Source organism: Nonomuraea aridisoli (assembly GCF_003236395.1).
In the GTDB taxonomy this organism is placed as follows: domain Bacteria; phylum Actinomycetota; class Actinomycetes; order Streptosporangiales; family Streptosporangiaceae; genus Nonomuraea; species Nonomuraea aridisoli.
The window spans coordinates 1-26,709 of sequence record NZ_POUD01000109.1; the positions used below are offsets into that span (position 1 = coordinate 1).

Annotated in this window: 27 protein-coding genes and 1 pseudogene; 19 read left to right on the forward strand and 9 right to left on the reverse strand. The window is 72.8% G+C overall.

Translation table 11 applies throughout. From position 1 onward, the window contains the following. From C1J01_RS24535 to C1J01_RS24550, 4 genes and pseudogenes are all read left to right on the forward strand, one after another. Positions 1 to 934, forward strand: a pseudogene (locus C1J01_RS24535) (hypothetical protein); the annotation flags it as partial. Between the two features lie 123 nt (positions 935 to 1,057). Beyond that, positions 1,058 to 1,645, forward strand: a complete 588-nt coding sequence (locus C1J01_RS24540; protein ID WP_111181327.1) for a TetR family transcriptional regulator — start codon at positions 1,058 to 1,060, stop codon at positions 1,643 to 1,645. A gap of 83 nt (positions 1,646 to 1,728) precedes the next feature. Next, positions 1,729 to 2,616 carry an ABC transporter permease gene (locus C1J01_RS24545; RefSeq protein ID WP_111181328.1) on the forward strand — a complete coding sequence of 296 codons (888 nt, stop codon included), beginning with the start codon at positions 1,729 to 1,731 and terminating at the stop codon, positions 2,614 to 2,616. 85 nt (positions 2,617 to 2,701) lie between these two features. Further along, positions 2,702 to 3,160: a VOC family protein gene (locus tag C1J01_RS24550; RefSeq protein WP_235854646.1), complete on the forward strand. Its 459-nt coding sequence runs from the start codon at positions 2,702 to 2,704 to the stop codon at positions 3,158 to 3,160. Between the two features lie 7 nt (positions 3,161 to 3,167). Here the strand turns inward: C1J01_RS24550 and C1J01_RS24555 are convergent, their stop codons facing one another. Genes C1J01_RS24555 through C1J01_RS24570 form a run of 4 tightly spaced genes read right to left on the reverse strand, consistent with a single transcriptional unit; the run spans position 3,168 to position 6,456 of the window. Next, on the reverse strand, positions 3,168 to 4,343 hold the full coding sequence (locus C1J01_RS24555; protein ID WP_111181329.1) for an NAD(P)/FAD-dependent oxidoreductase: 1,176 nt from the start codon (positions 4,341 to 4,343) through the stop codon (positions 3,168 to 3,170). Continuing rightward, positions 4,340 to 4,540, reverse strand: a complete 201-nt coding sequence (locus C1J01_RS24560) for a ferredoxin (protein ID WP_111181330.1) — start codon at positions 4,538 to 4,540, stop codon at positions 4,340 to 4,342. Before C1J01_RS24560 ends, C1J01_RS24555 begins: the two co-directional genes overlap by 4 nt. Positions 4,541 to 4,567: 27 nt before the next feature. Continuing rightward, complete coding sequence (locus C1J01_RS24565; RefSeq protein ID WP_220040077.1) at positions 4,568 to 5,233, reverse strand: TetR/AcrR family transcriptional regulator; 666 nt, start codon at positions 5,231 to 5,233, stop codon at positions 4,568 to 4,570. Between the two features lie 2 nt (positions 5,234 to 5,235). Then, positions 5,236 to 6,456: a cytochrome P450 gene (locus C1J01_RS24570; protein ID WP_111181332.1), complete on the reverse strand. Its 1,221-nt coding sequence runs from the start codon at positions 6,454 to 6,456 to the stop codon at positions 5,236 to 5,238. Positions 6,457 to 6,733: 277 nt separating this feature from the next. Between C1J01_RS24570 and pstS the strand changes: the two genes are divergently transcribed. Next, positions 6,734 to 7,810, forward strand: a complete 1,077-nt coding sequence (gene pstS / locus C1J01_RS24575) for a phosphate ABC transporter substrate-binding protein PstS (RefSeq protein WP_111181333.1) — start codon at positions 6,734 to 6,736, stop codon at positions 7,808 to 7,810. A gap of 160 nt (positions 7,811 to 7,970) precedes the next feature. Continuing rightward, positions 7,971 to 8,753, forward strand: coding sequence for an alpha/beta fold hydrolase (locus C1J01_RS24580; RefSeq protein WP_220040076.1), 783 nt, complete (start codon positions 7,971 to 7,973; stop codon positions 8,751 to 8,753). Between the two features lie 21 nt (positions 8,754 to 8,774). On the opposite strand, the gene C1J01_RS24585 is transcribed toward C1J01_RS24580, so the two are convergent. After that, on the reverse strand, positions 8,775 to 9,197 hold the full coding sequence (locus tag C1J01_RS24585; RefSeq protein ID WP_181448941.1) for an ester cyclase: 423 nt from the start codon (positions 9,195 to 9,197) through the stop codon (positions 8,775 to 8,777). A gap of 229 nt (positions 9,198 to 9,426) precedes the next feature. Here C1J01_RS24585 and C1J01_RS24590 point away from each other — a divergent pair, with 229 nt between their 5' ends. Next, positions 9,427 to 10,251: an alpha/beta fold hydrolase gene (locus tag C1J01_RS24590; RefSeq protein ID WP_111181335.1), complete on the forward strand. Its 825-nt coding sequence runs from the start codon at positions 9,427 to 9,429 to the stop codon at positions 10,249 to 10,251. 30 nt (positions 10,252 to 10,281) lie between these two features. Beyond that, a complete protein-coding gene (locus C1J01_RS24595) occupies positions 10,282 to 10,836 on the forward strand; it encodes a TetR/AcrR family transcriptional regulator (protein ID WP_111181336.1) in 555 nt (184 codons plus the stop codon). A gap of 22 nt (positions 10,837 to 10,858) precedes the next feature. Here C1J01_RS24595 and C1J01_RS24600 read toward each other — a convergent pair whose 3' ends face one another. From C1J01_RS24600 to C1J01_RS24610, 3 genes are all read right to left on the reverse strand, one after another. Further along, positions 10,859 to 12,364 (reverse strand): FAD-dependent monooxygenase, encoded by a 1,506-nt coding sequence (locus tag C1J01_RS24600; RefSeq protein WP_111181337.1) that lies wholly within the window; start codon positions 12,362 to 12,364, stop codon positions 10,859 to 10,861. A 160-nt stretch (positions 12,365 to 12,524) separates the two neighbouring features. Then, on the reverse strand, positions 12,525 to 12,965 hold the full coding sequence (locus C1J01_RS24605) for an SRPBCC family protein (RefSeq protein ID WP_111181338.1): 441 nt from the start codon (positions 12,963 to 12,965) through the stop codon (positions 12,525 to 12,527). A gap of 195 nt (positions 12,966 to 13,160) precedes the next feature. Beyond that, the gene (locus C1J01_RS24610) at positions 13,161 to 13,961 is read right to left on the reverse strand and encodes an SDR family oxidoreductase (protein WP_111181339.1); all 801 of its coding nucleotides are present in this window, start codon (positions 13,959 to 13,961) and stop codon (positions 13,161 to 13,163) included. A gap of 205 nt (positions 13,962 to 14,166) precedes the next feature. Here C1J01_RS24610 and C1J01_RS24615 point away from each other — a divergent pair, with 205 nt between their 5' ends. From C1J01_RS24615 to C1J01_RS24630, 4 genes are all read left to right on the forward strand, one after another. After that, complete coding sequence (locus tag C1J01_RS24615; protein WP_111181340.1) at positions 14,167 to 15,324, forward strand: phospholipase D-like domain-containing protein; 1,158 nt, start codon at positions 14,167 to 14,169, stop codon at positions 15,322 to 15,324. A gap of 738 nt (positions 15,325 to 16,062) precedes the next feature. After that, positions 16,063 to 16,347, forward strand: a complete 285-nt coding sequence (locus C1J01_RS24620; RefSeq protein WP_146615707.1) for a hypothetical protein — start codon at positions 16,063 to 16,065, stop codon at positions 16,345 to 16,347. A 72-nt stretch (positions 16,348 to 16,419) separates the two neighbouring features. Further along, complete coding sequence (locus C1J01_RS24625) at positions 16,420 to 17,970, forward strand: long-chain-fatty-acid--CoA ligase (protein WP_111181342.1); 1,551 nt, start codon at positions 16,420 to 16,422, stop codon at positions 17,968 to 17,970. A 60-nt stretch (positions 17,971 to 18,030) separates the two neighbouring features. After that, the gene (locus C1J01_RS24630; RefSeq protein WP_111181351.1) at positions 18,031 to 19,434 is read left to right on the forward strand and encodes an amino acid permease; all 1,404 of its coding nucleotides are present in this window, start codon (positions 18,031 to 18,033) and stop codon (positions 19,432 to 19,434) included. Here the strand turns inward: C1J01_RS24630 and C1J01_RS53505 are convergent. Further along, the gene (locus tag C1J01_RS53505) at positions 19,401 to 20,942 is read right to left on the reverse strand and encodes an IclR family transcriptional regulator domain-containing protein (protein ID WP_111181343.1); all 1,542 of its coding nucleotides are present in this window, start codon (positions 20,940 to 20,942) and stop codon (positions 19,401 to 19,403) included. The two genes, C1J01_RS24630 and C1J01_RS53505, sit on opposite strands and share 34 nt — an antisense overlap. 118 nt (positions 20,943 to 21,060) lie before the next feature. Between C1J01_RS53505 and C1J01_RS24640 the strand changes: the two genes are divergently transcribed. The 7 genes from C1J01_RS24640 to C1J01_RS24670 form a co-directional block, all read left to right on the forward strand. Further along, entirely contained in the window at positions 21,061 to 21,810 is a 750-nt protein-coding gene (locus C1J01_RS24640) for a CoA transferase subunit A (protein WP_111181344.1), read from the forward strand. Next, a complete protein-coding gene (locus tag C1J01_RS24645; RefSeq protein WP_111181345.1) occupies positions 21,807 to 22,445 on the forward strand; it encodes a CoA transferase subunit B in 639 nt (212 codons plus the stop codon). The genes C1J01_RS24640 and C1J01_RS24645 overlap by 4 nt, the downstream gene beginning before the upstream one ends. Next, complete coding sequence (locus C1J01_RS24650) at positions 22,442 to 23,590, forward strand: thiolase family protein (protein ID WP_111181346.1); 1,149 nt, start codon at positions 22,442 to 22,444, stop codon at positions 23,588 to 23,590. Before C1J01_RS24645 ends, C1J01_RS24650 begins: the two co-directional genes overlap by 4 nt. Before the next feature lie 4 nt (positions 23,591 to 23,594). Continuing rightward, on the forward strand, positions 23,595 to 24,344 hold the full coding sequence (gene pcaH, locus C1J01_RS24655) for a protocatechuate 3,4-dioxygenase subunit beta (protein WP_111181347.1): 750 nt from the start codon (positions 23,595 to 23,597) through the stop codon (positions 24,342 to 24,344). After that, positions 24,341 to 24,865 (forward strand): protocatechuate 3,4-dioxygenase subunit alpha, encoded by a 525-nt coding sequence (gene pcaG / locus C1J01_RS24660; RefSeq protein ID WP_111181348.1) that lies wholly within the window; start codon positions 24,341 to 24,343, stop codon positions 24,863 to 24,865. Before pcaH ends, pcaG begins: the two co-directional genes overlap by 4 nt. Then, a complete protein-coding gene (gene pcaB / locus C1J01_RS24665) occupies positions 24,852 to 26,033 on the forward strand; it encodes a 3-carboxy-cis,cis-muconate cycloisomerase (protein WP_181448942.1) in 1,182 nt (393 codons plus the stop codon). The genes pcaG and pcaB overlap by 14 nt, the downstream gene beginning before the upstream one ends. Further along, a partial coding sequence (locus tag C1J01_RS24670; RefSeq protein ID WP_146615708.1) for an alpha/beta fold hydrolase occupies positions 26,033 to 26,709 on the forward strand: 677 nt, incomplete at its 3' end. The genes pcaB and C1J01_RS24670, both read left to right, overlap by 1 nt.

The window sequence follows — 26,709 nt, forward strand, 5'->3', positions numbered from 1 at the left end:
GGTCAGGGCGGTCGTGTCCAGGCTGGGGGTGTTCAGGGTCGGGGCGGTGAGGCTGGCGGTGGCCGGGTTCGGTGTGCTCGGGCCGGTGCTGGCCGGGTGCGGCGGCGCGGGGGAGTCCGGGGCCACGGCGACGGTCTCGTCGCCGCCGGCCGCCACCCCGTCCGCGGGCTCGCCGGATCCCACCGCCGGGACGGCCACGCCGACGGGCACGCCGTCCACCGGCACGCCCGCCGCGACCGGCACCTCCGATCCCACCGGCACGCCGGCTCCGACCACGAGCGATCAACGGCCCGACCCTGGAGAGGGCCGGGAGGCGCTCGTCGCCGGCCATTACCAGCCCCTGTGGCCCTTCTCCGGACCCGAGGAGGTCGCCGCCTGGCAGCGCGCCCACCGCGAGAACGGCACCGGCGCCTGGCACCTGGACGCCCGCCGCACCGCCCTCGCCTTCACCCGCGACTACCTCGGATTCGCCGAGATCGACCAGGCCGTCAAGACGGTCATCGACGGCCGGCACGCCCGCGTCCACGTCGGCTTCCGCAGCGAGGAGGTCCGCCGCCCGCTCGTCGCCGCCGTCGTGCACCTCGTCCGGTACGGATCGGGCGAGGACGCCCCCTGGGAGGTCGTCGGCACGGACGACACCTCGTTCACCCTCACCCGCCCCTCGTACGGCGCGAGCGCGGGGTCCCCGATGACCGTGGGCGGGCGCATCACCGGCGTGGACGAGAGCATCAGGATCCAGGTGCTGCGCCCGGGCTCCGACGACCCGGCGGGGGAGGTCTGCTGTGTGCCCGCCGGAGGCGAGGACGCCCCTTGGTCGGCCCGCGTCTCCTATGCCGCCGCGCCCGGCAGGACGCTCACCGTAGTCGCCTCCACCGGCGGCCACGTCGCGACCGTCGAACGGTTCGCGGTCACGGGCGTGCGCCCGCCGTCCTGAGAGCGGTCACGGGCGTGCGCCCGCCGTACGAGAGCGGCCACGGGCGTGCCTCCGCCGTCCTGAGGACCGGGCGGCGCCTGCTAATTTGTAAACGCGCATTCAGGAAACCTCCGGGAGAACCGTATGGGCAGACCGCGTACGACCAGCGACGAGGCGATCCTGCGTGCCACCGCGCGCGCGATCGAGCACCACGGGCCGCAGGGGCTCACGCTGGCCGCGGTCGCGCGGGAGGCCGGGCTCGCCCCCGCCACGCTGGTGCAGCGGTTCGGCTCCAAACGCGGGCTGCTGCTCGCCTTCGCCGCGCACGCCACCGAGGTGGCCGGGCTGCCGTTCCAGCGGGCCAGGAAGGAGCACGGCTCGCCGCTGGAGGCGCTGCGGGCCGCCCTCGCGGGCCTGGCCGAGGGCGTCGCCGGCCCGCGCGAGCTGGCCGGCAGCCTCGGCTTCCTCCAGCTCGACCTGACCGACCCGGAGTTCCGCGAGCACGCCGCCGAGCACGCCCGCCGCACCCGCGACGAGATCGCCGGCCTGCTCGCCGACGCCGTGACCGCCGGTGAGCTCCGCGGCACGGCCGACCTCGGCCCGCTGGCCCGCGCGGTCCAGGTCGCCTACAACGGCACGCTCATCGTGTGGGCCCTGACAGGAGAAGGCCCCCTCGCCGAGGCGATGCGCGAATCCGTCGACCAGGCGCTGCGGCCGTACGCTGCCACCTGAGGACGCCGCCCCGGAACGGGATCGGCGCCCCCGCGACAGGGAATGATCGTGAATCGTCCGGTCCCATCGGTCACGAGGTGCACATGAGCCAAGTGGAAGAAACGGCCCCGCAGTCATTGGCGGAGCTGGCCCGCAAGCATGGGCTGCGCCCCGCCATCGCCCGGCCCAGGTTCCCCGTCTACCTGCGCCAGCTCTGGCAGCGGCGGCATTTCGTCCTGACGTACGCGACCTCGCGCAACGTCTCGAAATACTCCGGCTCGGCCCTCGGGCAGCTCTGGCAGGTCATCACCCCGCTGCTGAACGCCGCGATCTACTACGTGATGTTCGGCCTCATCCTGGGCGGCAGCAGGAACATCGAGAACTACACGGCGTTCCTGCTGACCGGGATGTTCGTCTTCACCTACACGCAGCGGACGGTGAGCGCCGGGGCCAGGTCCATCTCCGGCAACCTGTCGCTGATCCGCGCCCTGCACTTCCCGCGCGCCTCGCTGCCGCTGGCGTACACGATCCAGGAGCTGCAGCAGCTGGTCATCTCCATGGGCGTGCTCCTGATCATCGTGCTGATCACCGGGGAACCGGTGACGTGGTTCTGGCTGATGATCCCGGTCGTGCTGGTGCTGCAGACGCTGTTCAACATCGGCGCCGGGCTGGTGCTGGCCCGGGTCGGCGCCCAGCTGCGCGATCTCAACCAACTGCTGCCGTTCATCATGCGCACCTGGCTGTACGCCTCCGGCGTGTTCTTCGCCATCCACGACAAGGTGGTCAACACCGCCGGCCTGCCCGACTGGGTGGCCACCGCGATGTACCTCAACCCGGCGGCCTCGTACATCGAGTGGATGCGCGACATCCTCATCGGCAACCACAACCCGCCGCAGGCGGTGTGGCTGTCGTGCCTGGTCTGGGCCGTGGTCGCCCTGGTGGCCGGCTTCTGGTACTTCTGGCACGCCGAGGACAGGTACGGCCGCGGCTAGCGTGGCGCGAGACGACGGGATGAAACGACGCCGGGGCGCGGTTGATCAGGGCGGCACGACCGTCGCACCGGTGAAGGAGACCCCCGTGACCTCCCAGGCAGACCAGCCCGCCGTCCGCCAGCTCAGGCTGGTGGTCGAAGCGGACGACTACGAGGCCGCGCTGGCCTTCTACCGCGACGTGCTGGGCCTTCCCGAGCAGGCCGCCTTCTCCGGCGGCGACGGGGCGCGCGTGGCGATCCTCGACGCGGGCCGCGCCACGCTCGAGATCGCCAACCCGGCGCAGAAGAAGATGATCGACGAGGTCGAGGTGGGCCGGCAGGTGGCTCCCCGCATCCGGGTGGCGTTCGAGGTGGACGACGCCCGTGAGACGACCGGGCGGCTGGTCGAGGCGGGCGCCACGGAGGTCGCGCCGCCCGTGGTCACGCCGTGGCGGTCGCTCAACGCCCGCCTCGACGCGCCCGCCGGCCTGCACATCACCGTCTTCCAGGAGCTGAGCCCCCCTGAGGAACGCGAGTCGCTCGAAGGCTTCGGCACCGACGGTTGAGCGCGGCTCACACGGCCGGGGTCACGGCGGCGACGAGCTCCTGGCGGTGCAGGCGGGCCTGCTTGGGCATGTTCCAGCCGAGCACGCCGGTGGCCCGGCCGTCCTCGCGGTAGAGCGCGACGAAGCGGCGCCCGGCCGGGTCGCCCTCCACCACGCTCACCTCGGCCGTGGCCGACGGCAGCCCGAACACGTGGATCTTGGCGTCGAACTGGTCGGTCCAGAAGTACGGCACCGGGGTGTAGTGCCGTTCGGCGCCGAGGATGTTGTCGGCGACGGCGAGCGCCTGCTCGACGGCGTTGGTCCGGTTCTCCAGCCGCAGCGAGCCCAGCGTGGCGTGCTCCCAGCGGGCCACGTCCCCGGCCGCGTAGACGCCGTCGGCCGCGCGGCAGCGCGAGTCGCACACGACGCCGTCGGCCACCCGCAGCCCGCTGCCCGCCAGCCAGCCGGTCGCGGGCTCGGCGCCGATCGCGACCACGACCACGTCGGCCGGCAGCACCTCGCCGGTGCCGAGGCGCACACCGGTGACCCGGCCGTCCTGCCCGGTCAGGCCGGTGACGCCGGCGCCGAGCCGCAGGGCGACCCCGCGCTCGGCGTGCAGATCGGCCAGCAGCTCCGCGACCATCGGCCCGAGCTGGGCGGCCAGCGGCGCCGGCTGCGGGCCCGCCATGGTGACCTCCGCTCCGAGGCCCCGCGCGGTCGCGGCGATCTCCGCGCCGAGCACGCCCTCGCCGACCACCACGACCCGTACGGACTCCTTCAGCTCCCCCCGCAGCGCCAGGGCGTCGTCCAGGGTGCGCAGCACGTGGACGCCGGACAACCCGTCCTGGCCGGGCAGCGTACGGGGCCGCAGCCCCGTCGCGACGACCACGGCGTCACCGCCGAGGACGCGCCCGGACGCCGTGCGGACCGTGCGGGACCCCGCGTCCAGGGCCACCGCCGGGTCGCCGAGCACGAACTCCGCCCGCAGCGCCGCGAGGGTCTCCTCCGTCCGCAGCCGGGCCCGCTTCGGGTCCCAGGCGCCCGACAGCACCTGCTTGGACAGCGGCGGGCGGTCGTACGGCAGGTGCGGCTCGGCGCCCACCACGCTCACCTCGCCGCGGTAGCCCTTGCGGCGCAGCGCCTCCGCGGTGGCCAGCCCGGCCGCGGACGCGCCGACCACCACGACACCGGACGGCACGCTCACGCGTTCTCGTCCACGTCGATCGCGGCCGCGGGGCAGACGGCGGCCGCCTCGCGCACCGCCGCGTGCAGCTCCTCCGGCGGCGCCGCGTCCAGCAGCACCACGATGCCGTCGTCCTCGCGCTGGTCGAACACGTCGGGCGCGAGCAGCACGCACTGGCCGGCGCCGCAGCACTTGTCCTCGTCAACGGTGACTTTCATCCTGGATTCCCTCTGTTGCTCGTGCTGTTACTCGGTGCTCGTGTACTCGGTGCTCGTGACGGGGGCCAGCCACAAGCCGGTGATCGCGTCGATCAGCCCGGTCCCGGCGTCGTGCCAGCTGGACCGGAAGGTGGGCCCGCCCTCGGCGAGGGCCCGTTCCCGTTCGGCGCACATGTGCACCAGGAGCTGGCGGGCCATGTCGTCGCGCTCGGCCCGCACCTCGGCGGGCAGGTGCGGCAGGCACCGGTTCAGCCCGTCGATGATCCGCTGCAGTGTGGGCGAGGTGAGCGCCTCCTCCATGATGATCGGGCGCAGCACCGGGTCGGTCATCACCTGGGCGGCGAACCGCGCGAACCACGTCGGGTGGTCCAGCGTCGCCAGATGGGCGGTTATCGGGCGCACCAGGCACGTCACCCACTCCCGTACGCCGGCCGCGTCGTCCGTCTCCGCCACCAGCTCACCGCGGACGAGCTCCATCGGGGCGGCGTGCTTGCGCATGATCGCCCGTACCAGGTCGGCCTTCGTGCCGAAGTGGTAGCCGACCGCGGCGTTGTTGCCCTGCCCGGCGGCCTCGCTGACCTGGCGGTTGGACACGGCGTACACGCCGTGCTCGGCGAACAGGCGCTCCGCCGCCGTCAGGATGTGCTCACGCGTGGCGCTGGCCCGCCCGGGGTGCACGGCCCTGGCGGCCACCGTCACCACCGCACCGGGACTTCGGCCAACCCTCCGACGATGAGCCCCTCGACCCGCTTCAGGTCCTCGACCGGCACCGCGAGCTCCAGGGTGGGCAGCCGGCGCAGCAGCACCTCCAGCACGACCTGCAGCTCGGTGCGGGCCAGGGACTGCCCGAGGCAGGAGTGGGCGCCGGAGCCGAAGGCCAGGTGCGGGTTGGGGCTGCGCCGCAGGTCCATCTCGCCGGCGTTGTCGAAGGCGCCCTCGTCGCGGTTGGCGGCGGCCATGCTGCAGATCACGGTGGTGCCGCGGGGCAGCACGGTCCCGCCGATCTCCGCCTCCTCGGGCAGGTAGCGGGGCAGGCCGAAGCCGGCGTTGGCGTCGAAGCGCAGCGACTCCTCCACCGTCGTGCGGACGAGCGACGGGTCGGCCAGCAGCGCCTCCCAGCGCGTACGGTCGGCCAGCAGCATCGAGACCATCTTGCCGATCATGTTGGCGGTGGTCTCGTGCCCGGCGACCAGCAGGCCGATGCCCGTGGCCAGCAGCTCCATGTCGGACAGGCCCTCGCCCTCGACGGCGCTCTGCTTGATCAGCTCGCTGAGCAGGTCGTCGCCCGGCTCGGCCCGCTTGGCGGCCACGTGCCCGGACATGTAGGTGAAGAAGTCCATCTGCGCCGCGGTGCTCTCCTCGCTCGTGTAACGGGTGAGGTTGAGCAGCATGTCGGACCAGCGGGAGAAGCGGTCGCGGTCGTCGGCGGGCACGCCGAGCATGTCGCAGATCACGTAGACGGGCAGCGGGAAGCCGAGGCTCGCCTTGAGGTCCGCCGGGTGGCCGCGCTCGACCATCTCGTCGATGAGCTGCTCGGCGATCGCGGCCATCTGGGGCCGCAGGGCCGCCATGCGCTTGGCGGTGAACCACTTGCCGACCAGGCGGCGCCAGCGCAGGTGGCCTTCGCCGTGGTCGGGGATGATTTTGGACATCTCGCTGTTGAACACGCCGCCCGACTCGCTGTCGGTGAGCCGCGCCGCGTCGTCGGCGGTGAGCTGGCGGGTGAAGCGCGGGTCGGCGAGGACCTGCTTGACATCCTCGTAACGGGTCACCAGCTTGGCCTCGTCGCCGCTGGGCAGCTTCACCTTCGCCACCGGGCACTCCTGGCGCAGGCGGGCCCACTCCGCGGGCGGTTCCAGGGCCGCCTCGCTGGGAATGGGGTAGCTCAGTGTCTGCTGTACGTCACCGTGGCTCACTGGGACCTCCTTTGACTTGCGATTTCAGCGACAGTAAACCGACATGTCGGGATTAAGTCAAGCGGTTGATTTAAAATCTACCAACAGTTGCCGATCATGAGCACCGCTTCCCGGCGCGCCTTTCCCATCCCGCGAACGAAGGCTCGGCATCCCCGGGGCACGGCGCCTGCGAGCCCCTGACCTGGTCGGACGCGGATCGAGGCTCCCGACCGTTTATGTCCAGGAGCTTGACGGATGATTAACGTGCGCTGAAACGGCCGGTTCATAGGCTGGGTCGGTGGCGAACCTGAGGCGGGCCGCTTGGCCGGGGCTGCTGGCCGTGCTGGTCCTGGCGGCCTTCGCCGCCGGCCTGGGCGGGATCGTGCTCCTGACTCCCGACGAGGTCGAGCAGGCGCCCGAGAGCACCCGGGTCTCGGCGTCGATCTCCGGCTCGGGCTCGACCGCGCAGAAGGGCGCGATGGACGCCTGGCGTGCCGAGTTCCATCGGATCCATCCCGAACTGCGGGTCGACTACCGGGCCAACGGGTCAGGGGCCGGCATCCGCGACTTCATCGCCGGCAACACCGACTTCGCCAGCTCCGACGTCCCGATGCAGCCACGGGAACAGGCGCTGGCCGACCGGCGGTGCGGCGACAAGGCGGTGCACCTCCCCATGGTGGTCGGCCCCGTCGCGGTGACCTACAACCTGCCGTCCGTGCCGGACCTGAAGCTGTCGCCGGCCACCTTGACCGGCATCTTCAGCGGGCGGATCACCAGGTGGGACGCCCGCGAGATCGCCGCCGACAACGCCGGCGCGCGCCTGCCGCGCACCGCCATCCGGGTCTTCCACCGCTCCGACGACTCGGGGACGACGCACAACTTCACCGCCTATCTCAGGACGGCGGGCCGCTGGCCGCACCCGCCGTCCCGGACGTGGACCGGCGCCGGGCAGGGCGTCGCGGGCTCGTCGGGGATCACCCGGCTCGTCCAGCACACCGAGGACTCCATCGGGTACGTGGAGTACGGGTTCGCCAGCAACGCCCGCCTGCGCATGGCCAAGGTGCGCAACGCCTCCGGCCGATTCGTCGCGCTCTCCCCGCAGACCGCCAGCAAGGCGCTGGAGGACGCCCGGGTCGTCGTCGGCGACGGTCTGGTGGTGGAGTTCGACTACCTGACCAGGCGCAGGAACGCCTATCCCATCGTGCTGCTCACGTACGAGATCGTCTGCCTGGGCGAGCCGGACCCGCTGGTGCGCACCTTCCTGAGTTACACCGTGAGCGACGCCGGCCAGTCGTACCTCTCCCTGCACGGCTACGGCCCGCTCCCGCAGAACCTCCTCGTCCAGGTACGCGCCCGGCTCGGCGTCTCCACCTGAGCGAACCCGGGCCGTCCCGGTGCATATCTTGACGAAGATGGGCAGGGGCGGCTGCGGAGGTGTTCCATGTCTTGCCGGCCCGCCCCGGTCGCCCACCGGACGATCGACGTCGACGGGATCACGACCTTCTACCGAGAGGCAGGATCTCCCCGACGCGCCGGTGTTCCTGCTGCCGCACGGCTACCCGTGCTCCTCCTACGAGTTCCGCGCCCTCATGCCGGCTCTCGGCGACCGCCGGCGGCTGATCGCCCCGGACCTGCCGGGGTTCGGCTACAGCGACACCCCCGAGCGCTTCTCGTACACCTTCGACGGCTACGCGCGGTTCCTCGAACGTTTCACCGAGGTCATGGGCTTGTCGCGGTACGCGCTCTACCTGCACGACTACGGCTCGCAGTTCGGGCTCCGGCTGGCCATGCGCGCCCCTGAGCGGGTCGCGGCGCTCGTCATCCAGAACGGCGACATCTACGAGGACGCCCTGGGCCCGAAGTACGCCTGGCTCAGGGAGTATTGGGCCTCGCCGACGCCGGAGGGCCGCGAGAAGATGGCCGCCAACGTCTCGGAGGAGGGTTTCCGGGACGAGTTCGTCGGAGGTCTTCCACCGCACCTGGCGGAGCGCGTCAGCCCCGACCTGTGGAAGCTCCACTGGAGCCTGATGGACACGCCGCGTCGCAGGGAGAACGTCGTCGGCCTGTTCGAGGATCAGGCGACCACTCTCGCCTGGTTCCCCGAGGAGCAGGCGTACCTGCGCCGGCACCGGCCGCCCACGTTGATCGTCTGGGGGCCGCACGACGGCTACATGCCCGAGGAGTCCGCCCGCGCGTACCTGCGGGATCTCCCGGACGCGGAGCTGCACCTCCTCGACGCCGGGCACTGGGCGCTGGAGACGAGCCTGGACGAGATCGTCCCTCTGGTGCGCGACTTCCTCGGCCGCGTCCACATCTAGCAGGGGCGAGGCGGTCCGGATTCAGGCCGTCACCGGGACGAAGCGGATGCCGAGTTGATGGTAGATCTCCGCCTGGTCGTGGTAGGCGCGGTGGGCGGAGATGAGGTCGTTCTCCTTGGTGAACAACCAGCAGAAGCGGAAGTTCACCACGTTGCCGGTGGGTTCGAGCAGTCTTCCCTCGGAGATCAGGAACCGCCCTTCGTGGGTGCCGGTGAAGGCGCCTTCGAGCACCACGGTGTCGTTCTGTTCGAGGCGTTCCCAGACGGTCATGCGTATGTCGGGGAAACCTTCCCACACGTGGTCGTGGTACGAGCGGATCTCCTCGGGTCCGTCGGCCTGCAGTTCCGGGCCGATCATGACGGCTTGAGCGGAGTAACAGCGCGCAACCGCCTCCATGTCATGGGCGTTGACCGCGTCCAGCAGGCGGTCGACGACATCAGGCATCACGAGCCCCCTTCTCATGCCTCGCTTTTCCCTACCCTCACCGTCGGCTGTTACCGGTGTGAGCGGGAACGACGGGCCCCGGCCCGAGGGGTTCCCATGAAGATTTTCAACCCCGTTCGGGCGGACGGCCTGTTACGGGCGGCTCGCGGCGAAGTGTTCGGATCGGGGTTGACGCTGTAGGCTAATGCCATTAGCTTAATGGCTAACGAATTAAGCCCTGGAGGCGGAGATGACCGAGTTCCTGAACGTCGACGGTGGGCGGCTCGCGTACGAAGTGTCGGGCGAAGGGCCGCTGATGGTGCTGGCGCACGGCATCGGCAACGACCGCAGGGCGTTCCGCCACCTGGCGCCGCTGCTGGTCGAAGCCGGATACCGGGTCGCCGCCATGGACATCCGGGGTCACGGCGAGTCGAGCGTCGGCTGGCCCTCCTACACGCGCACCGACGTGGCAGCCGACATCGCCGCGCTCATCCGGCACCTGGGCGGGCCGGCCGTCGTCGTGGGCCACTCGTTCGCCGGCGGGTCCGCGACCATCGTGGCGGCCCGGCACCCCGAGCTGGTCACCGCCATCGTCGAGCTGGGCCCCTTCACCCGGCCGCAGAAGGTCGACGTGGGCGGGCTGCTGCGCAACCCGCGCCACCGCAGCGGACTGACGCGGCTCATGGGCGCCGCGCTGTTCAAGAGCGTCGGCCTGTGGAAGAGCTACCTCGACGTCGCCTACCCGGGCGTCAAGCCCGCCGACCACGCCGAGCACGTCGCCGCGATCGAAGCCGACCTGCGCCGGCCCGGCCGGATGGCGGTCGTCGGCAAGATGGGTCAGGCGGCGCCCGCCGACGCCGGCGAACGCCTGGCCGGCGTCCGGTGCCCCGCCCTCATCGTGATGGGCGGCCAGGACCCCGACTGGGCCGATCCCGAGGCCGAGGCGAACGGTATCGTCGCAGAGATGGCGCCCGGGGTGGGGGTAGTGGCCATCATCGAGGGAGCCGGCCACTACCCCCACGCCCAGTACCCGGCCGAGGTCGCCCAGGCCGTCCTCGGCTTCCTCAAGGACTGACCATGGCCGGCGAGCAGGAGGAGACCGTTGATGGCTAGGGCGGCGTTGTCGCGTGAAGCGGTGGTGGAGATCGCCCTGGGGCTCGTCGACGCGGAGGGCGAGCAGGGGCTGACCCTCTCGGCGGTGGCCACCCGGGCGGGCGTGGCCACACCGTCGCTCTACAAGCACGTACGCAACCTCGCCGAGCTGCGCGAACTCCTCTCCATCCGGATCATGGGCGAGCTGACCGACGAGGTGAGCGCCGCGGTGCTCGGCCGGTCGGGTGACGAGGCGGTCCGCGCGCTGATGGAGAGCTGGCGCTCGTACGTCCTGCGCCACCCCCGCCGCTACTCGGCCATGCTGCAGACCCCGGAACCGGGCCTGGCCGAGGCGGGGTCCCGGCTGGTCGGCATCGCGCTGGCGGCGCTGCGCGCGTACGGCTTGAGCGACTCGGCGGCGATCCACGCGGCGCGTTGCGTGCGCGCCGCGGTCCACGGGTTCTCGATGCTGGAGGCCGGCGGCGGGTTCGGGCTCCCCGAGAAACTCGACGAGAGCTACGACCTGCTGATCGACGTGATGACCTCCGGCCTGAGCACCCCGCGCTGAGCGGGCCTGGGCGTCCGCGAGGTCATCGACGGGGCGAATCCTGGGCCCGAGCCGTGCGTATCGAAGTGGATCTCGGCAAGCCGCACCATGCGGTCAGGGCCGAACGCAGGCTGGAGACAACGGCTGGATCCTCGGCGGTGCTCGCCCATGCGACGTACCCGTCCGGGCGGACGAGCATGAGAGGCAGACGGGGGCTTCTCGGTGTGGCGTGCAGCACGTGCGCCGGCAGCGGGGTCTCCGTCGCGGCGGGCTCGCCGGCGGGGGCCAGGAGCACGAAACGCCCCTCGCGCAGCGCCTCGTACAGCCGCCCCGCCTCGCCGGTCAGCCGGACGTCCGGCACGCGCCGGCCGGTCAGCGGGTGCGATGCCGCAGGCGCGGGGTAGGAGATCGCGAGGCCCGACATGGTCTCCCGCAGCCGCTGGGCGGCCGGCGGGAACAGGTTCACGATCGGCAGCGCCGCACGTGCGGCCCTGGCACGCCGCGTACGGGCCAGCGCCGTGGTGAGCAGGCGCCCGCTGAGTCGCAGCACCATGCGGCCCACCGGATGCCGTTCGGCGTGGTAGGTGTCGAGCGTGCCGTCCGGCGCCCAGCCCTGGACCGCCGCTGCGAGCTTCCAGCCGAGGTTGGCCGCGTCCTGCAGGCCGGTGTTCATCCCTTGCCCGCCCACGGGGGAGTGCACGTGCGCGGCGTCGCCCGCCAGGAACACCCGGCCCACACGGTAGTGGGGAACCTGCCTCTCGTCGCTGTGGAATCTCGTCAGCCAGCGCACGTCGTACAGGCCGAGGTCGGCGCCCATGACGCGGCGGACGATGTCGCTCACTTCCTGGAGAGTGACCGGTGCGCTGCTGGGCAGCTGCCGTCGCCGGTCCCAGGCGATGATCCGGTAGCGCCCGTCCCCGAAGGGCGCGATGAAGCAGAAGCCCTCCGCGCCGGCCTCGAGGGCGAGTTCGCGGGTCGGCGGCCGGCGCAGGCGGACGTCGGCCAGCATGACCGACTCCACCGCGGAACGCCCGAGGAACGGGACGCCGAGCGCGTCTCGTACGACGCTGCGCGCGCCGTCGGCGCCCACGACGAACTTCGCGCGGCGCGTGTGCACCGTGCGGTCGATGCGCATGTTCACGTCCACGCCGTCGGCGTCCTGGTGGAGACCGACGACCTCGACGCCCCGCAGGACCTCCACGCCCATTCTGGAGGCACGGTCGGCCAGGACCCGTTCGGTGTTGTACTGCGGGGTGCACAGCAGGAACGGGAACCGTGATCGCAGCAGGGACATGTCGATGTCGAGCCTGTCGAACAGCCGCATCGTCGTGAAGATCGTGCCGGTCTCGATCAGCTCGCCGGCCACGCCTCGGGCGTCGAGTTGTTCCAGCGTTCTCGCGTGGACGACGAAGGCGCGGGAGAGCTTCGACCCCTGCGGCTCCCGATCGACGATCATGCACGGGACGCCTCTCACGGCCAGGTCACCCGCGAGCAGCAGACCAGTGGGGCCGGCTCCGACGATCAGCACATCGGTGTCAAAGAGCGCCATCAGCGCCTCCAGTCTCCTATGAGCGCCTTGCGAGGTGATCGCCCGGGAGGAGACGGCGACTTGCTGCCACGGTTTCGGCCTGTGAGCCCTTTGCTCATCTTACGACCCGACCGTCCAGAAGTGCCCGGGACCGCTCTCCACGCGGTCTCGCCGCCGGCTGTCAGAGGGACGGGGCTCGTTCGGTGAGGATCTCGGCGCGGGCGAGTTGCACCTCGCGGGCCTTGCGGGCGGCGTACCGCCGCACGGGGCCGAGCGTGGCACGCACGGCGAGCACGTCCGTGACCTCGGTCCCGCCGCCGGCGGCGGCCAGGGCGAAGCGGTAGCCCATCCGCACGCCGCCCGGGCTGTCCACCTCGCCCTCGATGCCGTCGCCGGCCGGCCGCAGCGTCACCTCGATGAGGTTGTCGTACGTCACCACGCGCAGGAACCGGAAGCGTTCCACACAGACGTACCGGACCTCCCCGGGCTCGCGCCGCACGTCGCGCACCTCCACCACCAGGGGCGACAGGCCGACGTAGCTCGACGGCTCGCTCAGGTGCGCGAGCACCGCCGCCGGCGTCGCCGGCACCTGGAAGACGTTGCGCAGCACGGTCTCCGTCATCGCCCCCTCACCGCCGTCCGGACAACGGGGAGCGGAACGCCCGGATGCGCGAAGATCGACGCCTCATGGCCACAGACTGTGCCACACCCGAGCGTCCCGGCCCGAGTGCGTCGTGGTTCCGTCGCGAACCTGAGATCCACGGGCCACCACCCGCCTCCCCGGCGAGCCGCATGCCCCCGCGCGCGGGAGGCGGGCCTACAGCTTGCGCCAGTCGCCCGAGTGCAGGGCGGAGGCGCCCTGGGGGCCCATCATCGTCATCCCGCCGTCCACGAACACCGTCGTCCCCGTCACGTACGAGGCGGCGGGCCCGGCGAGGAAGGCCACCACGGCGGCGACCTCGCGGGCGTCGCCCGGCCGGGGAACGGGGTTGCCGGGACGGCTGCCCGCCTGCGGCGGCATGTCCTCCTGGCCGGTCATCGGCGTGGCGATCTCGCCCGGGGCCACCGTGTTGACGGTGATGCCGTGCTCGGCCAGCTCCAGCGCCAGCACCCGGCTGAGCATGCGCAGCCCGCCCTTGGCCGCGCAGTACGGGCCCGAGCCCATCTTCGGGTACTCCTCGTGCACGCTGGTGACGTTGACGACGCGCCCGCCCCGGCCGGTCGCGACCATGCGCCGAGCCGCCCGCTGCGCGCACAGGAACGGGCCGTCGAGGTCCACCGCCAGCACCTGCCGCCAGCGGTCGAAGCCCATCTCCAGGAGCGGCTCGTGGCTGCCGGTGCCCGCGTTGTTCACCAGCACGCCGAGCCCGCCGAGTTCGTCGGCCAGCTCGTCCACGACGGCCGAGGCCCGTTCGGGGTCGGTGAGGTCGTGCCGCCGCACGGCCGGCGCGCGCCCCAGCCCGCGGACGAGCTCCGCCGTCTCCTCGGCGCCGTCTCGGTCCTCGTGGTAGGTGATGCCGACGTCGAACCCCTGCTCGGCCAGCGCCACGGCAGTGGCCTTGCCGATCCCGGAGTCCGCCCCCGTCACGATCGCCACCCGGTCGTACGCGTCGCTCATGATTCCTCGCTTCCGTTCCCGGACCGCTCTCCTTCCCCGGACGCCCGCCCGAAACAGGCCGGACGCCGACCGCGAGATGTTCGCCGATCGTTCAGAGGCCGGTCGGGCGGGCGTCACCGTGATCAGCGGAAGGGCCTCCACGATCTGTATCGGACCAGGCCGTAATCAGGTGATCAAGGCTGGCCGAAACGTTGGAGGAGTGCGCATGTTCAGCCCGTCCCCGTCCGTCCTGACCGCCGCCGCCCTGGCCGCCTCCGTGCTCACCGGCACGGGCTCCGGCACGGCCGTGTCCGCCTGCGCCGACGCCCCCATGGCGCCGGTGACGGCGGGAGCGGTGTTCAGCGAGCCGGTGGGCGGCGACCCGGTCGCCATCGTGCGGACGCTCTGCGGGCTGGTGAAGCAGACCCCGGCGGGCGCGAGCATCCAGGTCGCGCACTTCGTCATGTCGGGCACGGCCGGCTCGGAGTTCGCCGCCGAGCTGGTCAAGGCGCACCGGCGCGGCGTCGACGTGCGCGTCATCGTGGACGGCGACCGGCGCGGATCGGCCGTCGCCGCGCAACTCGCCGCCGAGCTCGGCACCGACGTGGGCGCCCGCTCGTGGCTGCACGTGTGCACCGGCCCGATGTCGGGCGGCACGGCGGCCTGCATCGGCGACAAGGGGCAGCACAACAAGTTCTACCTGTTCTCGCAGGCCGGCGACGCCTCGGACGTGGTCGTGCAGTCCTCGGCCAACCTCACGGACCTGAACTCGACCACGTACTGGAACAACGCCGTCGTGCTGCCGGGCAACAAGCGCCTGTATGCCGCGTACGACGCCTACTTCGCCGACCTGGCCGCCGAGCGGAAGAACCTCGACTACTTCCGCGCCGTCCGGACCGGCGCCCGCGGCGGCTCGGTGCGGGCGCAGTTCTTCCCGAAGGCGGGCGGCGACCCCGTCGTGGACGACCTCGCCAAGGTCTCCTGCGGCGGCACCACGATCAGGGTCGGCATGTCCGAGTGGGACGCCTCCCGCGTCGCGATCGCCGAGCGCCTGCGCGACCTGGCCGCCGGCGGGTGCGACGTCAAGATCGTGTACGGGATCATGGACGACGAGGTGAAGGCGGTCCTGGAGGCCGAGCCGCGGATCGAGCTGAGCGCCCTCGGGTCCGGCGGCGCGCTGCCCGGCCGCATTCACTCGAAGTACCTGCTGGTCGAGGGCTCCTACGACGGCGACCACGACGCCCACTGGGTCTTCACCGGCAGCCACAACTACAACGAGACGTCCCTGCGCCGCAACGACGAGACGCTGCTGCGGCTCAACGACCGCGACGTCTACCGGCAGTACGTCGCCAACTTCGACCGCATGCGCGCCGCCGCCTCCTGAGCGGTCACCGTCGCCGGACGTGCGGAAAGGCGGCGCGGCGGTGGCTCCAGCCCCGCTGCACCGCCTCCTGCGTGGCGCAGCGGGCTGGACCAGCGGCGCTGCGCGCGGAACCAGCGGCGTTGCGCCCGGGAGCAGCGGCGCTGCGGGCGGAACCAGACGCCGGCCATCGGGGCGGCGACGGCCGGCCCGATCCCGTGCCGGCCGTCGAGTGGTCAGCCGGTGACGGTGGTGGTGTAGACGTGCAGCTTCGTGCCGGCACCGTCGTCGGGCGGCGTACAGACGCGCGGACCGCCCTTCCGGTGCTGCTCGACACGTGGGAACGCGACCCCGCCTGCGAGCTGCCGGCCGCCCGCGCGTACGGAGAGATGGGCGCGGCGGCCGCAGAAGCCGTACCGGCCCTGCGGGCCGAGCTGACGCGCTACGCCAGATCACGCAGCCGGCCCCGTGGCCGGAACGGCGCGCCTCGCGCAGTCCCTGGGCCACCAGGACCGGCTCGTGAACGGGGCGGTGGCCTTCGGTTGCGCCTGGGCCATCAGGTCCCGTGACCGGGACGGCGGGCTGTCGCGGGCCTGTGCCGGGTCGCGGAGTCGGTCCGGTGGATGGATGGCGGGCCGTTCGCGGTGTTTGCGTCATCATGGAGCGGTTTCGTCAACGGGACGACGGGCTGGGTGTGGGGCCTGGGCTGGAGCAGGGAGATGGTCCCGAGGGCGGGGCGATGAGGAGATCTGGAGGATTCACGTGAGTACGCATCACTGCGCGCGGCCCGTCATGGCCGGTGGTGACCAGCCGTGGTCGTGCCCCGTGTGCGGCTGGTCATGGGAGCCGCTCCCGCCCGAGCCGGTCGCCCACGCCGGGCGGGCGGCCGGTCCGGTGAGCACCCGCACGCTGGTCACGGTCTGCGTCGTGCTGGGAGTGGTCGCGCTGGTCGCGCTTCCGCTGTCCAGGGAGGTGTTCGTCCTCGCGATCTGCGGGATCCTCCTGACCGCCATGGTCCGGATGTGGCAGGAGCTGCGCGACATGTGAGCGTACGGGGGCTTCTGGGAGCGGCGGCCGGCGTGCGACGATCATTGGGCGTCCACCGCACAGGAGGGTCGAATGTCCGCTCTGTCGTTCGAACCGCTGACTCCGACGAGCTTCCTCGAGCGCTCCGCGGCCGTGTTCGGGCAGCGCCTCGCGGTCGTGGACGGCGACAGGCGTCTCACCTACGCCGAGCTGTGGCAGCGGGTCCGCCGGCTCGCGGGTGCGCTGGCGGGGCTGGGCGTGCGGCCGGGCGACCGCGTCGCGGTGCTCGCCCCCAACGGCCACCTGCTGCTGGAGTCGACGTTCGGCGTGCCGGCGGCGGGCGCGGTCATGGTGCCGCTGAACATCCGGCTGTCGTCCGGCGAGCTGGCCTACATCCTGGGCCACGCCGAGGTCTCCGTCCTGCTGCACGACGACGAGCTCACCGGCCTGGCCACGGCGGCGGCCGAGGAGAGCGGGCAGAAGCCGAGGCTCGTGTCCGCCGCCGCGTACGAGACCCTGCTCGACGCCGCCGAGCCGCTGCTGGTGCCGGTGACCGACGAGCTGACGCCGCTGTCGATCAACTACACCAGCGGCACCACCGGCCGCCCCAAGGGCGTCGTCTACCACCACCGCGGCGCCTACCTGCAGGCCCTGGCCATGGCGCTGCACACCCGGCTGGAGGCCGCGAGCGGCTACCTGTGGACGCTGCCCATGTTCCACTGCCACGGCTGGTGCTTCCCGTGGGCCGTCACGCTCGCCGGAGCCCGGCACGTCTGCCTGCGCAAGGTCGACCCGGGCCAGGCGTGGGCGCTGATCCGCGAACACCGCGTCACCCACCTGTGCGGCGCCCCCACCGTGCTGACGTCGCTGCTGGCGCACGCCGACGCCCCCACGGCCGCCCTCGACCCGCGCCTGCTGGCCTGCGTCGGCGGCGCGCCGCCCAGCCCCGCGCTGCTCGGCCGCGCGCTCCAGGCCGGCATCGACGTCCTCCACCTGTACGGGCTCACCGAGACGTACGGTCCCGCCGTCATCAACCAGCCCCGGCCCGAGTGGAGCGGCCTCGGCGTCGACGAGCTGGCCGCGCTGGCCGCGCGCCAGGGCGTCGGCAACGTGATCGCCCAGCGCGTCCGCGTCGTCGGGGAGGACGGCCGCGACGTGCCCGCGGACGCCGCCACGATCGGCGAGATCGCGGTCCGCGGCAACGACGTGATGATCGGCTACCACCGCGACCCGGCGGCCACGGAGAAGGCGGCGCCCGACGGCTGGTTCCGTACCGGAGACCTGGGGGTGCTGCACCCCGACGGCTACGTGCAGCTCGTCGACCGCGCCAAGGACGTGATCATCTCCGGCGGCGAGAACATCGCCTCCGTCGAGGTGGAGAACGCCCTCGTCAGCCACCCGGCCGTGCAGGAGGCCGCGGTCGTCGCCCGGCCCGACCCGCACTGGGGCGAGGTGCCCGTCGCGTACGTGACGCTCGCCGCAGGGAAGGGCGTCACCGCCGCCGAGCTGATCGAGCACGTACGCGGCCGGCTGGCCCACTTCAAGGCCCCCAAGGCGGTGTACTTCGGCGAGCTGCCGAAGACCTCGACCGGCAAGATCCAGAAGAACGTGCTCAGGGAGCGCGCCGCGGCCGGGCCTGCTTAGGCGGCCTCCGCAGGGGAAGGTCGCACCCACGGAGTCGATCGATCGGCAGTGGGGGGCGTCATGGTCGCTTCGGACGGCGTGTTCAGGCGCAAACCGGTGGAGCAGATCGCCACGGAGCACGAAGGGGAGCTGTCCCGTTCGCTCGGGTTGTGGCAGCTGACGGCCATCGGCGTCGGCGGCATCATCGGCGCGGGCATCTTCGCCCTGGCCGGCGCGGTCGCCAACCAGACCGCCGGGCCCGCCGTGCTGGTGTCGTTCCTCATCGCCGGGGTGGCCAGCGCCGCCGCGGCGTTCTCGTACGCCGAGTTCGCCGGTCTGATCCCGAAGGCGGGCTCCGCCTACACCTACGGGTACGCGGTCCTGGGGGAGATCGTCGGCTGGTTCATCGGCTGGGACCTGCTGCTGGAGTACACCGCGATCGTGGCCGTCGTCGCCATCGGCATCTCCGGCTATTTCGGCTTCCTCGTCCAGCAGCTCGGCCTGACCCTGCCCGCCTGGATGCTGGGGGCGCCCGGCACCGGCGACGGGCACGTGGTCGACCTGTTCGCGGTGGTGCTGTGCCTGCTGATCGCCTTCCTGCTGAACCTCGGCATCCGCGCCGCGGCTCGCTTCGAGACGTTCGTGGTGGGCATCAAGGTCGCGGTCGTGCTGCTCGTCATCGTGGTCGGCTTCTTCCACATCAGCACCGCCAACTACTCGCCGTTCTTCCCGTTCGGGGTCGGCGGCGCGATCACCGGCGCGGCCACGGTGTTCTTCGCGGTGTTCGGCTACGACGCGATGAGCACCGCCGCCGAGGAGTCGCGCGACGCCCAGCGGCACATGCCCAGGGCGATCATCTACTCGCTGGTCATCTCCATGATCCTGTACGTGCTGGCCACGCTCGTGCTGACCGGCATGCAGAACTACCGCGAGATCGACCCGGAGAGCGGCTTCTCCTCGGCGTTCGCCTCGGTCGGGCTGTCGGGGCTGGCGACGGTGATCGCGGTGGGCGCCATCGTGGGCATCCTCACCGTCATGTTCACGTTCATGCTGGGCGTGACCCGCGTGTGGTTCTCGATGAGCCGCGACGGGCTGCTGCCCGGCTGGTTCGCCCGCCTGCACCCGGTGCGGCGGGTGCCGTCCCGGGTGACCTGGATCGTCGGCGTCGCCTCCGCGGTGATCGCCGGCTTCCTGCCCATCCGGGAGGCCGCCGAGCTGACGAACATCGGCATCCTGCTGGCGTTCGTGGTCGTGTGCGTGGCCGTGATCGTGCTCCGCTACCGCCAGCCGGACCTGCCGCGCTCGTTCCGCACGCCCGGGATGCCGGTGGTGCCGGCCATCGGGGTGGTCTTCTCGATCTGGCTGATCACGTTCCTCGACCCGGTGACGTGGCTGCGCTTCGCCGCCTGGTTCGCCATCGGGCTGGTCCTCTACTTCGCCTACAGCAGGCGTCACTCGGCGCTGAACTCCGGCCGGCCGCGCTGAGCGACGGTGTAGGCGAGGTCGGCCTCCATCCGGGCCGCGGTCTCCGTGAGCGCGGGCAGGACGCGGCTCACGAGGTCGGCGGCGCCGGCGCGGCCGGCGTGCGTGGCGACGTTCACGGCCGCCACCGTACGGCCGGCGCGGTCGCGGATCGGGACCGCGATCGACCGTACGCCCTCCTCCAGCTCCTGGTCGACCAGGGCGTAACCGTCGGCGGCGGCCCGGCGCACGGCCGCCGCCAGCTCGGCCCGCGAGGTGACGGTGTGCGGCGACAGCCGCCGCGGGACGATCGAGGCCAGCCGCTCCTCCGGCTGCCCGGCCAGCAGCACCCGTCCCATCGAGGTCGCGTACGCGGGCAGCCGGGTGCCGACGGTGATGTCCACGCTCATGATGCCGACCGTCTGCACCCGGGCGACGTAGACCACGTCGTCGCCCGACAGCACCGCGACGGACGCCGACTCGCGCACCCGTGCCACCAGGTCGCTCAGGTGCGGCAGGACGATCTCGCCGAACGTCAGCCCGGACAGGTGCGCGTACCCCAGCTCCAGCACCCTGGGCAGCAGCGTGAACCGGCCGCCGTCGGCGGCGGCGTAGCCGAGGTGTTCCAGGCTCTGGACCGCGCGCCGCACGGTCGCCCGGGGCAGGCCGGTGGCGCGGGCGCAGTCGGCCAAGGTCAGCCCGCCCCGCGCCGAGCCCAGCGCGACGAGCACGGCCAGGCCCCGGGCCAGCGACTGCAGGAACCCCATCCCGAGCTCCCGCTTCGCCACCCGCGCGGCGTCCCCCACGACAACGGCGGCAGCCGGGTCAGGCGGAGCGGGAACGGGCGGGCGGCCGGTAGGAACAGCCCCCATCTCGGCGGACGCGATCGGGCGGCCGGCGAGGGCGGCCTCCATGTCGGCGACGGCCTTGCGGAGGGCGGGCAGGCAGTGGTCGCGCAGGCCCGCGGCGGTGTGGCGGCTGGTGTGGCTGACGACGCTGAGCGCGCAGGCGGCCCGCCCGTCCGGCCCGCGCACCGGCGCCGCCACCGCGATCAGGCCGGGCTCGATGAGCTGGTCGTCCAGCGCGTACGGCGCCGACGGGTCGAGCAAAGCCAGCCCGGCCGCGCACCGGCCGGCCGGCAGCAGGTCGCCGACCCGGAAGGTGACCGACATCGTGCGCCGCCGGGTGACCTGCACGACGAAGCGCACCCCGTCGCCGTCGCGGACCGCCAGCGACACCGACTCGTCCAGCTCCTCGGCCAGCCGCTCGGCGACCGGCGTCAGCGCGTCGCGCAGCCCGCTCCCGGTCAGGTACGCCTCGCCCACCTCCATCAGGCGCGGCGCGAGGCGCACGTCACGCCCGTCGATCCGTACGTAGCCGAGGTGGGCGAGCGTGCCGAGCACCCGGTCCACCGTGGAGCGGGCCAGGCCGGTCACGCGGACGAGGTCGGTCGCCCGCGCCGGCCGCCCCGGTTCGGCGGTCAGCGCGCGCAGCACCGCCAGGCCGCGCTCCACCGTTCCAGCCGCTTCCATCGGACCTCCCAGCCGCCCCGAAGGGCTTTGACAGGACAGCCCCTCAAGCAGATACTCAAACCACCACAATAGTGAACTAAAGTTCGCACAGCGAACACCCCTACGCGAACGGAGCGTCGTGCCAAAAGACAAGGTGGTCGCCACGGCCGCGGAGGCGCTGGCAGGCGTGCGGGACGGCGCGTCGTTCGCCGTCGGCGGCTTCGGCCTCAGCGGCATCCCCAACGTGCTGATCCAGGCCCTCTACGACACCGGCGTCACCGGCATCGGCGTGGTGTCCAACAACTGCGGCGTCGACGGCGGCGGCCTCGGCATCCTGCTGGCCGCCGGGCGCATCGCCCGCGTCACCGCCTCCTACATCGGCGACAACAAGGAGTTCGCCCGGCAGTACCTGTCCGGCGAACTGGAGGTCGAGCTCACCCCGCAGGGCAGCCTCGCCGAACGCCTGCGCGCCGGCGGCGCCGGCATCCCCGCCTTCTACACCCCGGCCGGCGTCGGCACGCCGGTCGCGGAGGGCGGCCTGCCGCTGCGCCACAACCCCGACGGCTCCGTCGCGGCCGCCTCGCCGCCGAAGGAGGTCCGCGAGTTCGACGGCCGGCCGTACGTGCTGGAGCACGGCATCAGGACGGACTTCGCGCTGGTGCGGGCCGCCAAGGGCGACCGGTACGGCAACCTCGTCTTCAACAAGGCCGCCAGGAACTTCAACCCCCTCGCCGCCATGGCCGGCCGCGTCACCGTCGCCGAGGTCGAGGAGCTGACGGAGCTCGACCCCGACGAGGTCCACCTGCCCGGCGTGTTCGTCCAGCGGGTCCTCGTGCTGACCCCGGAGCAGGCGGCCGACAAGTCGATCGAGAAGAGGACGACCTCATGAGCTGGACCCGCGACGAGATGGTCGCGCGGGCGGCGGCCGAGCTGCGCGACGGCGACTACGTCAACCTGGGCATCGGCCTGCCCACCCGCATCCCGTCGTTCCTGCCGCCCACCGTGGACGTCGTCCTGCACTCCGAGAACGGCATCCTCGGCGTCGGCCCGTACCCGAAGCCGGACGAGCTCGACCCCGACCTGATCAACGCCGGCAAGGAGACCGTGACCGTGCAGCCGGGGGCGTCGTTCTTCGACTCCTCGACGTCGTTCGGCATGATCCGCGGCGGGCACATCGACGTGGCCGTGCTCGGCGCGATGCAGGTCTCGGCCCGCGGCGACCTGGCCAACTGGATGGTGCCCGGCCGGCTGGTCAAGGGCATGGGCGGGGCGATGGACCTCGTCCACGGCGCACGCAAGGTCATCGTCATCACCGAGCACACCGCCAAGGACGGCACCCCGAAGATCGTCAAGGAGTGCTCGCTGCCCCTGACGGGTAAGGAGTGCGTCCACCGCATCATCACCGACCTCGGCGTCCTCGACGTGACCGGCGAGGGGCTGAAGCTGGTCGAGTGCGCGCCCGGGGTGAGCGTGGACGAGCTGCGCTCCCGTACCGACGCGGAGGTCACGGAGGTCATCGCATGAAGGACGTCTACATCGTCGATGCCGTGCGCACGCCGTTCGGCCGTTACGGCGGCGCCCTCGCCGGCGTGCGCCCCGACGACCTCGCCGCGCACGTCGTCGCGGCCCTGGCCGAGCGGAACGGCCTGGAGAGCGCCGACGAGGTGATCCTTGGCAACGCCAACGGCGCCGGTGAGGAGAACCGCAACGTCGCCCGCATGGCCGCGCTGCTCGCCGGGTTGCCCGTCACCACGCCCGGCGCGACCGTGAACCGCCTGTGCGGCTCCGGCATGGAGGCCGTCATCCAGGCCTACCGCGCCATCGCCGTCGGCGACGCCTCCACCGTGATCGCGGGCGGCGTCGAGTCGATGACCCGGGCGCCGTGGGTGCTGCCCAAGCCGGAGCGGGCCTTCCCGGCCGGCGGCCAGGAGCTCGTCTCCACGACGCTCGGCTGGCGGCTGGTCAACCCCAAGATGCCCGCCGAGCACACGGTGGCGCTGGGCGAGGGCGCCGAGCTGATCGCCGACAAGCACGGGATCACCCGCGCGGAGCAGGACGCGTACGCGCTTGCCAGCCACCAGAAGGCGGCCAAGGCCGACCTCACGCGCGAGATCGTGCCCATCGCCGGCGTTACCCGCGACGAGGGCATCCGCCACGACACCTCCATGGAGGCGCTGGCCAAGCTGAAGCCCGCCTTCCGCAAGGACGGCGGCACCGTCACCGCCGGCAACTCCTCCCCGCTCAACGACGGCGCCGCGGCGCTGCTGCTGACCGACGAGGCCGGGCTGCGCGGCCGCGAACCCCTCGCCCGCGTCGTGGCGAGCGGCGTCAGCGCCCTGGAGCCGCGCTACTTCGGGCTCGGGCCGGTCGAGGCCGTGAACAGGGCGCTGGCCAAGGCGGGCAAGCGCTTCGCCGACCTGGTCACCGCCGAGCTGAACGAGGCGTTCGCCGCGCAGGTGCTCGGCTGCCTGGCCGAGCTGCCCGACCTCGACCCCGCCATCGTCAACCCCGACGGGGGAGCGATCGCGATCGGCCACCCGCTCGGCGCGTCGGGCGCCCGCGTCACCGGCGCCGTGGCGCACCGGCTGGCCGCGGCCGGCTCGGGCACGGGCGTCGCGTCTCTGTGCATCGGCGTCGGCCAGGGGCTGGCCGTCGTACTCGAAAGGTAGCGTCATGTCCGAACCCCTCAAGCAGGCCGACATCGACCGCGAGATCGCCGAGCTGACCGGCTCCGGCGGCGGACGCTCCGGCCACCCGGCCCGCGACTACACCCCCTACCGCAGCACCGCCCTGCGCCACCCCAAGCAGCCGCTGGTCGCGATCAAGGACCCGGAGGCGGCCGAGCTGAGCGGGCCCGTCTTCGGCGTCACCGACGTGACCGCGCTGGACAACGACCTCACCCAGCAGCACGTCGGCGAGCCGCTGGGCGAGCGGATCACCGTCACCGGCCGCGTCGTCGACCGCGACGGCCGCGCCGTGCGCGGCCAGCTCGTGGAGATCTGGCAGGCCAACGCCTCCGGCCGCTACCTGCACCAGCGCGACGACCACCCCGCGCCGCTCGACCCCAACTTCACCGGCGTCGGCCGCTGCCTGACCGACGACGACGGCTTCTACCGCTTCACCACGATCAAGCCCGGCGCGTACCCCTGGCGCAACCACCAGAACGCCTGGCGGCCGGCGCACATCCACTTCTCGTTGTTCGGCACCGCCTTCACCCAGCGGCTGGTGACCCAGATGTACTTCCCGGGCGACCCGCTCTTCCCGTACGACCCGATCCTGCAGTCGGTGACCGACGAGAGCGCCCGGCAGCGGCTGGTCGCCGCGTACGTGCACGATCTTTCGCAGCCGGAGTGGTCGCTCGGCTACCGGTGGGACATCGTGCTCGACGGGCCCGCCGCGACCTGGATGGAGGAAGGCCGATGAACCCCACCCCTTCGCAGACGGTCGGCCCGTTCTACGGGTACGCGCTGCCGTTCCCCGGCGGTGGCGACGTCGCGCTCGGCGGCATCACCGTCCACGGGTACGTCTACGACGGCGCGGGCGCTCCGGTGCCGGACGCGCTGCTGGAGTTCTGGCAGGCCGACGAGGACGGCGACCTGCGGGGCAAGCCCGGCTCGCTGCGGCGCGACCCGGTGAACGGCGCGGTCATCGGCCGGAACGGCGTCGACTTCACCGGCTTCGGCCGGGTCCCCACCGACGCCGACGGCCACTGGGTCCTGCGCACGGTGCGGCCGGGAAACGGGTACATCAGCGTGTGCGTGTTCGCTCGCGGCCTGCTTCACCACCTCTACACCCGCATCTACCTCGGCCAGGACGCCTTCCTGGACTCCCTGCCGCCGCAGCGGCGGGAGACGCTGGTGGCGGTCGAGGAGCGGGAGGGCGTGCACCGCTTCGACATCCACCTGCAGGGCGAGAAGGAGACGGTCTTCCTTGACTTCGGCTGACCCCGGAGCCGACCTGGGCCTGCTGTCCCCCATGCGGGGGGCGGCCGAGGCGACCGGGGACGCCGCCGTGCTCCAGGCCATGCTGGACGCCGAGGCGGCACTGACCCGCGCCCAGGCGGCCCTCGGCCTGGCCCCGGCCGAGGCGGCCGAGTCGGTCACCGCCGCCGCCCGGGCCGGCGCGTTCGACCTGCCCGGCCTGGCCGAGCGGGCCCGTTCAGGCGGTAACCCGGTGATCCCGCTGGTGCACGACCTGCGCGAGGCCGCCGCCCCGCACGGCGCGTACGTGCACCGCGGCGCCACCAGCCAGGACATCGTCGACACGGCGCTCATGCTCGTCGCCCGCCGCGCGCTCGGCCCCGTCCTGGCCGACCTGGGGCAGGTGATCGACCGGCTCGCCGGGCTGGCGGCCGAGCACCGCGACACCCTCATGGCCGCGCGGACGCTCACGCAGCAGGCCGTCCCCACGACGTTCGGACTCAAGGCGGCGGGCTGGCGCGCCCTGGCCGTCGCCGCGCGCGCCCGGCTCACCGTCGCCCGCGAGGCCCTCCCCGCCCAGCTCGGCGGCGCCGCCGGCACCCTCGCCGCCTTCGGGGACGAAGGCGTCGACACGGCGTTGCGGCTGCCGGGCCGGTTCGCCGAGGAACTGGGGCTGGCCGGGCCCCGGCTGCCGTGGCACGTTCTGCGCACCCCCGTCGCCGACCTGGCCGGGGCGCTGGCGTTCACCGCCGGGGCGCTGGGCAAGCTCGCGGCCGACGTGCTGGTGTTGTCGCGTACCGAGATCGGGGAACTGTCCGAGGGCGTGGGCGGCGGGTCGTCGTCCATGCCGCACAAGCACAACCCCGTGCGGGCCACGATGATCGCCGCAGCCGCCCGGCAGGTGCCGCCGCTGGCCGCGATCCTCTACGGCTCACTCGCCGCCGAGGACGAGCGGCCGTCCGGAGCCTGGCACGCCGAGTGGCAGCCGCTGCGCGAGGCGCTGCGCCTGGTCGCCGGCGCCGCCCGCGACGCCGCCGAACTCGTCACCGACCTGCGCGTGCACCCCGACCGGATGCGCGCCGGTCTGACCGTTCCCGGAGACCCCGGCGCCGCCCCCGCGCTCGTGGACCGGGCCCTGACCGACGACCCCGGGCCCGCGGGTCCGGGCACGGACAACGAGGCACAGTCGTGATGTTGCACTACCGCCTGGACGGCCCCGAGCAGGGACAGCCGCTCGTTCTGGGGCCGTCGCTCGGCACCTCCACCCGCCTGTGGGACGCGCAGACGCCCGCGCTCGCCCGCACCTTCCGCGTCCTCAGGTACGACCTGCCCGGCCACGGCTGCTCGCCCGCGCAGCCGTTCCAGAGCCTGGACGACCTGGCGGCCCTGGTGCTGGAGACGGCCGCCGCCGAGGGCATGGAGAGCTTCCACTACGCGGGCGTCTCCATCGGCGGCGCGATCGGCGCCACGCTGGCCGTCCGCCACCCCGGGCGCGTGCGTTCCCTGGCCATGGTCTGCTCCTCGGCCCGGTTCGGCGACCCCGCCTCCTGGCGGGAGCGGGCCGCGCTGGTCCGCGCCGAGGGCACCACGCCGCTGCTGGAGGCCAGCGCGAGCCGCTGGTTCGCCGGGCCGACCCGGCAGGACCTGCTCGACGAGCTGGCCGCCGCCGACCCCGCCGCGTACGCCGCCTGCTGCGACGCCCTGGCCGCCTACGACCTGCGCGGCGAGCTCGCGTCCATCACCGTGCCGGCCCTCGTCGTGGCCGGCCGCGAGGACCCCGCGACGCCGCCCGCGCACGCCAGGGAACTGGCCGACGGCATCCCGGACGCCACGCTCGTGGAGCTCGCCGGCGCCGCCCACCTGGCCCC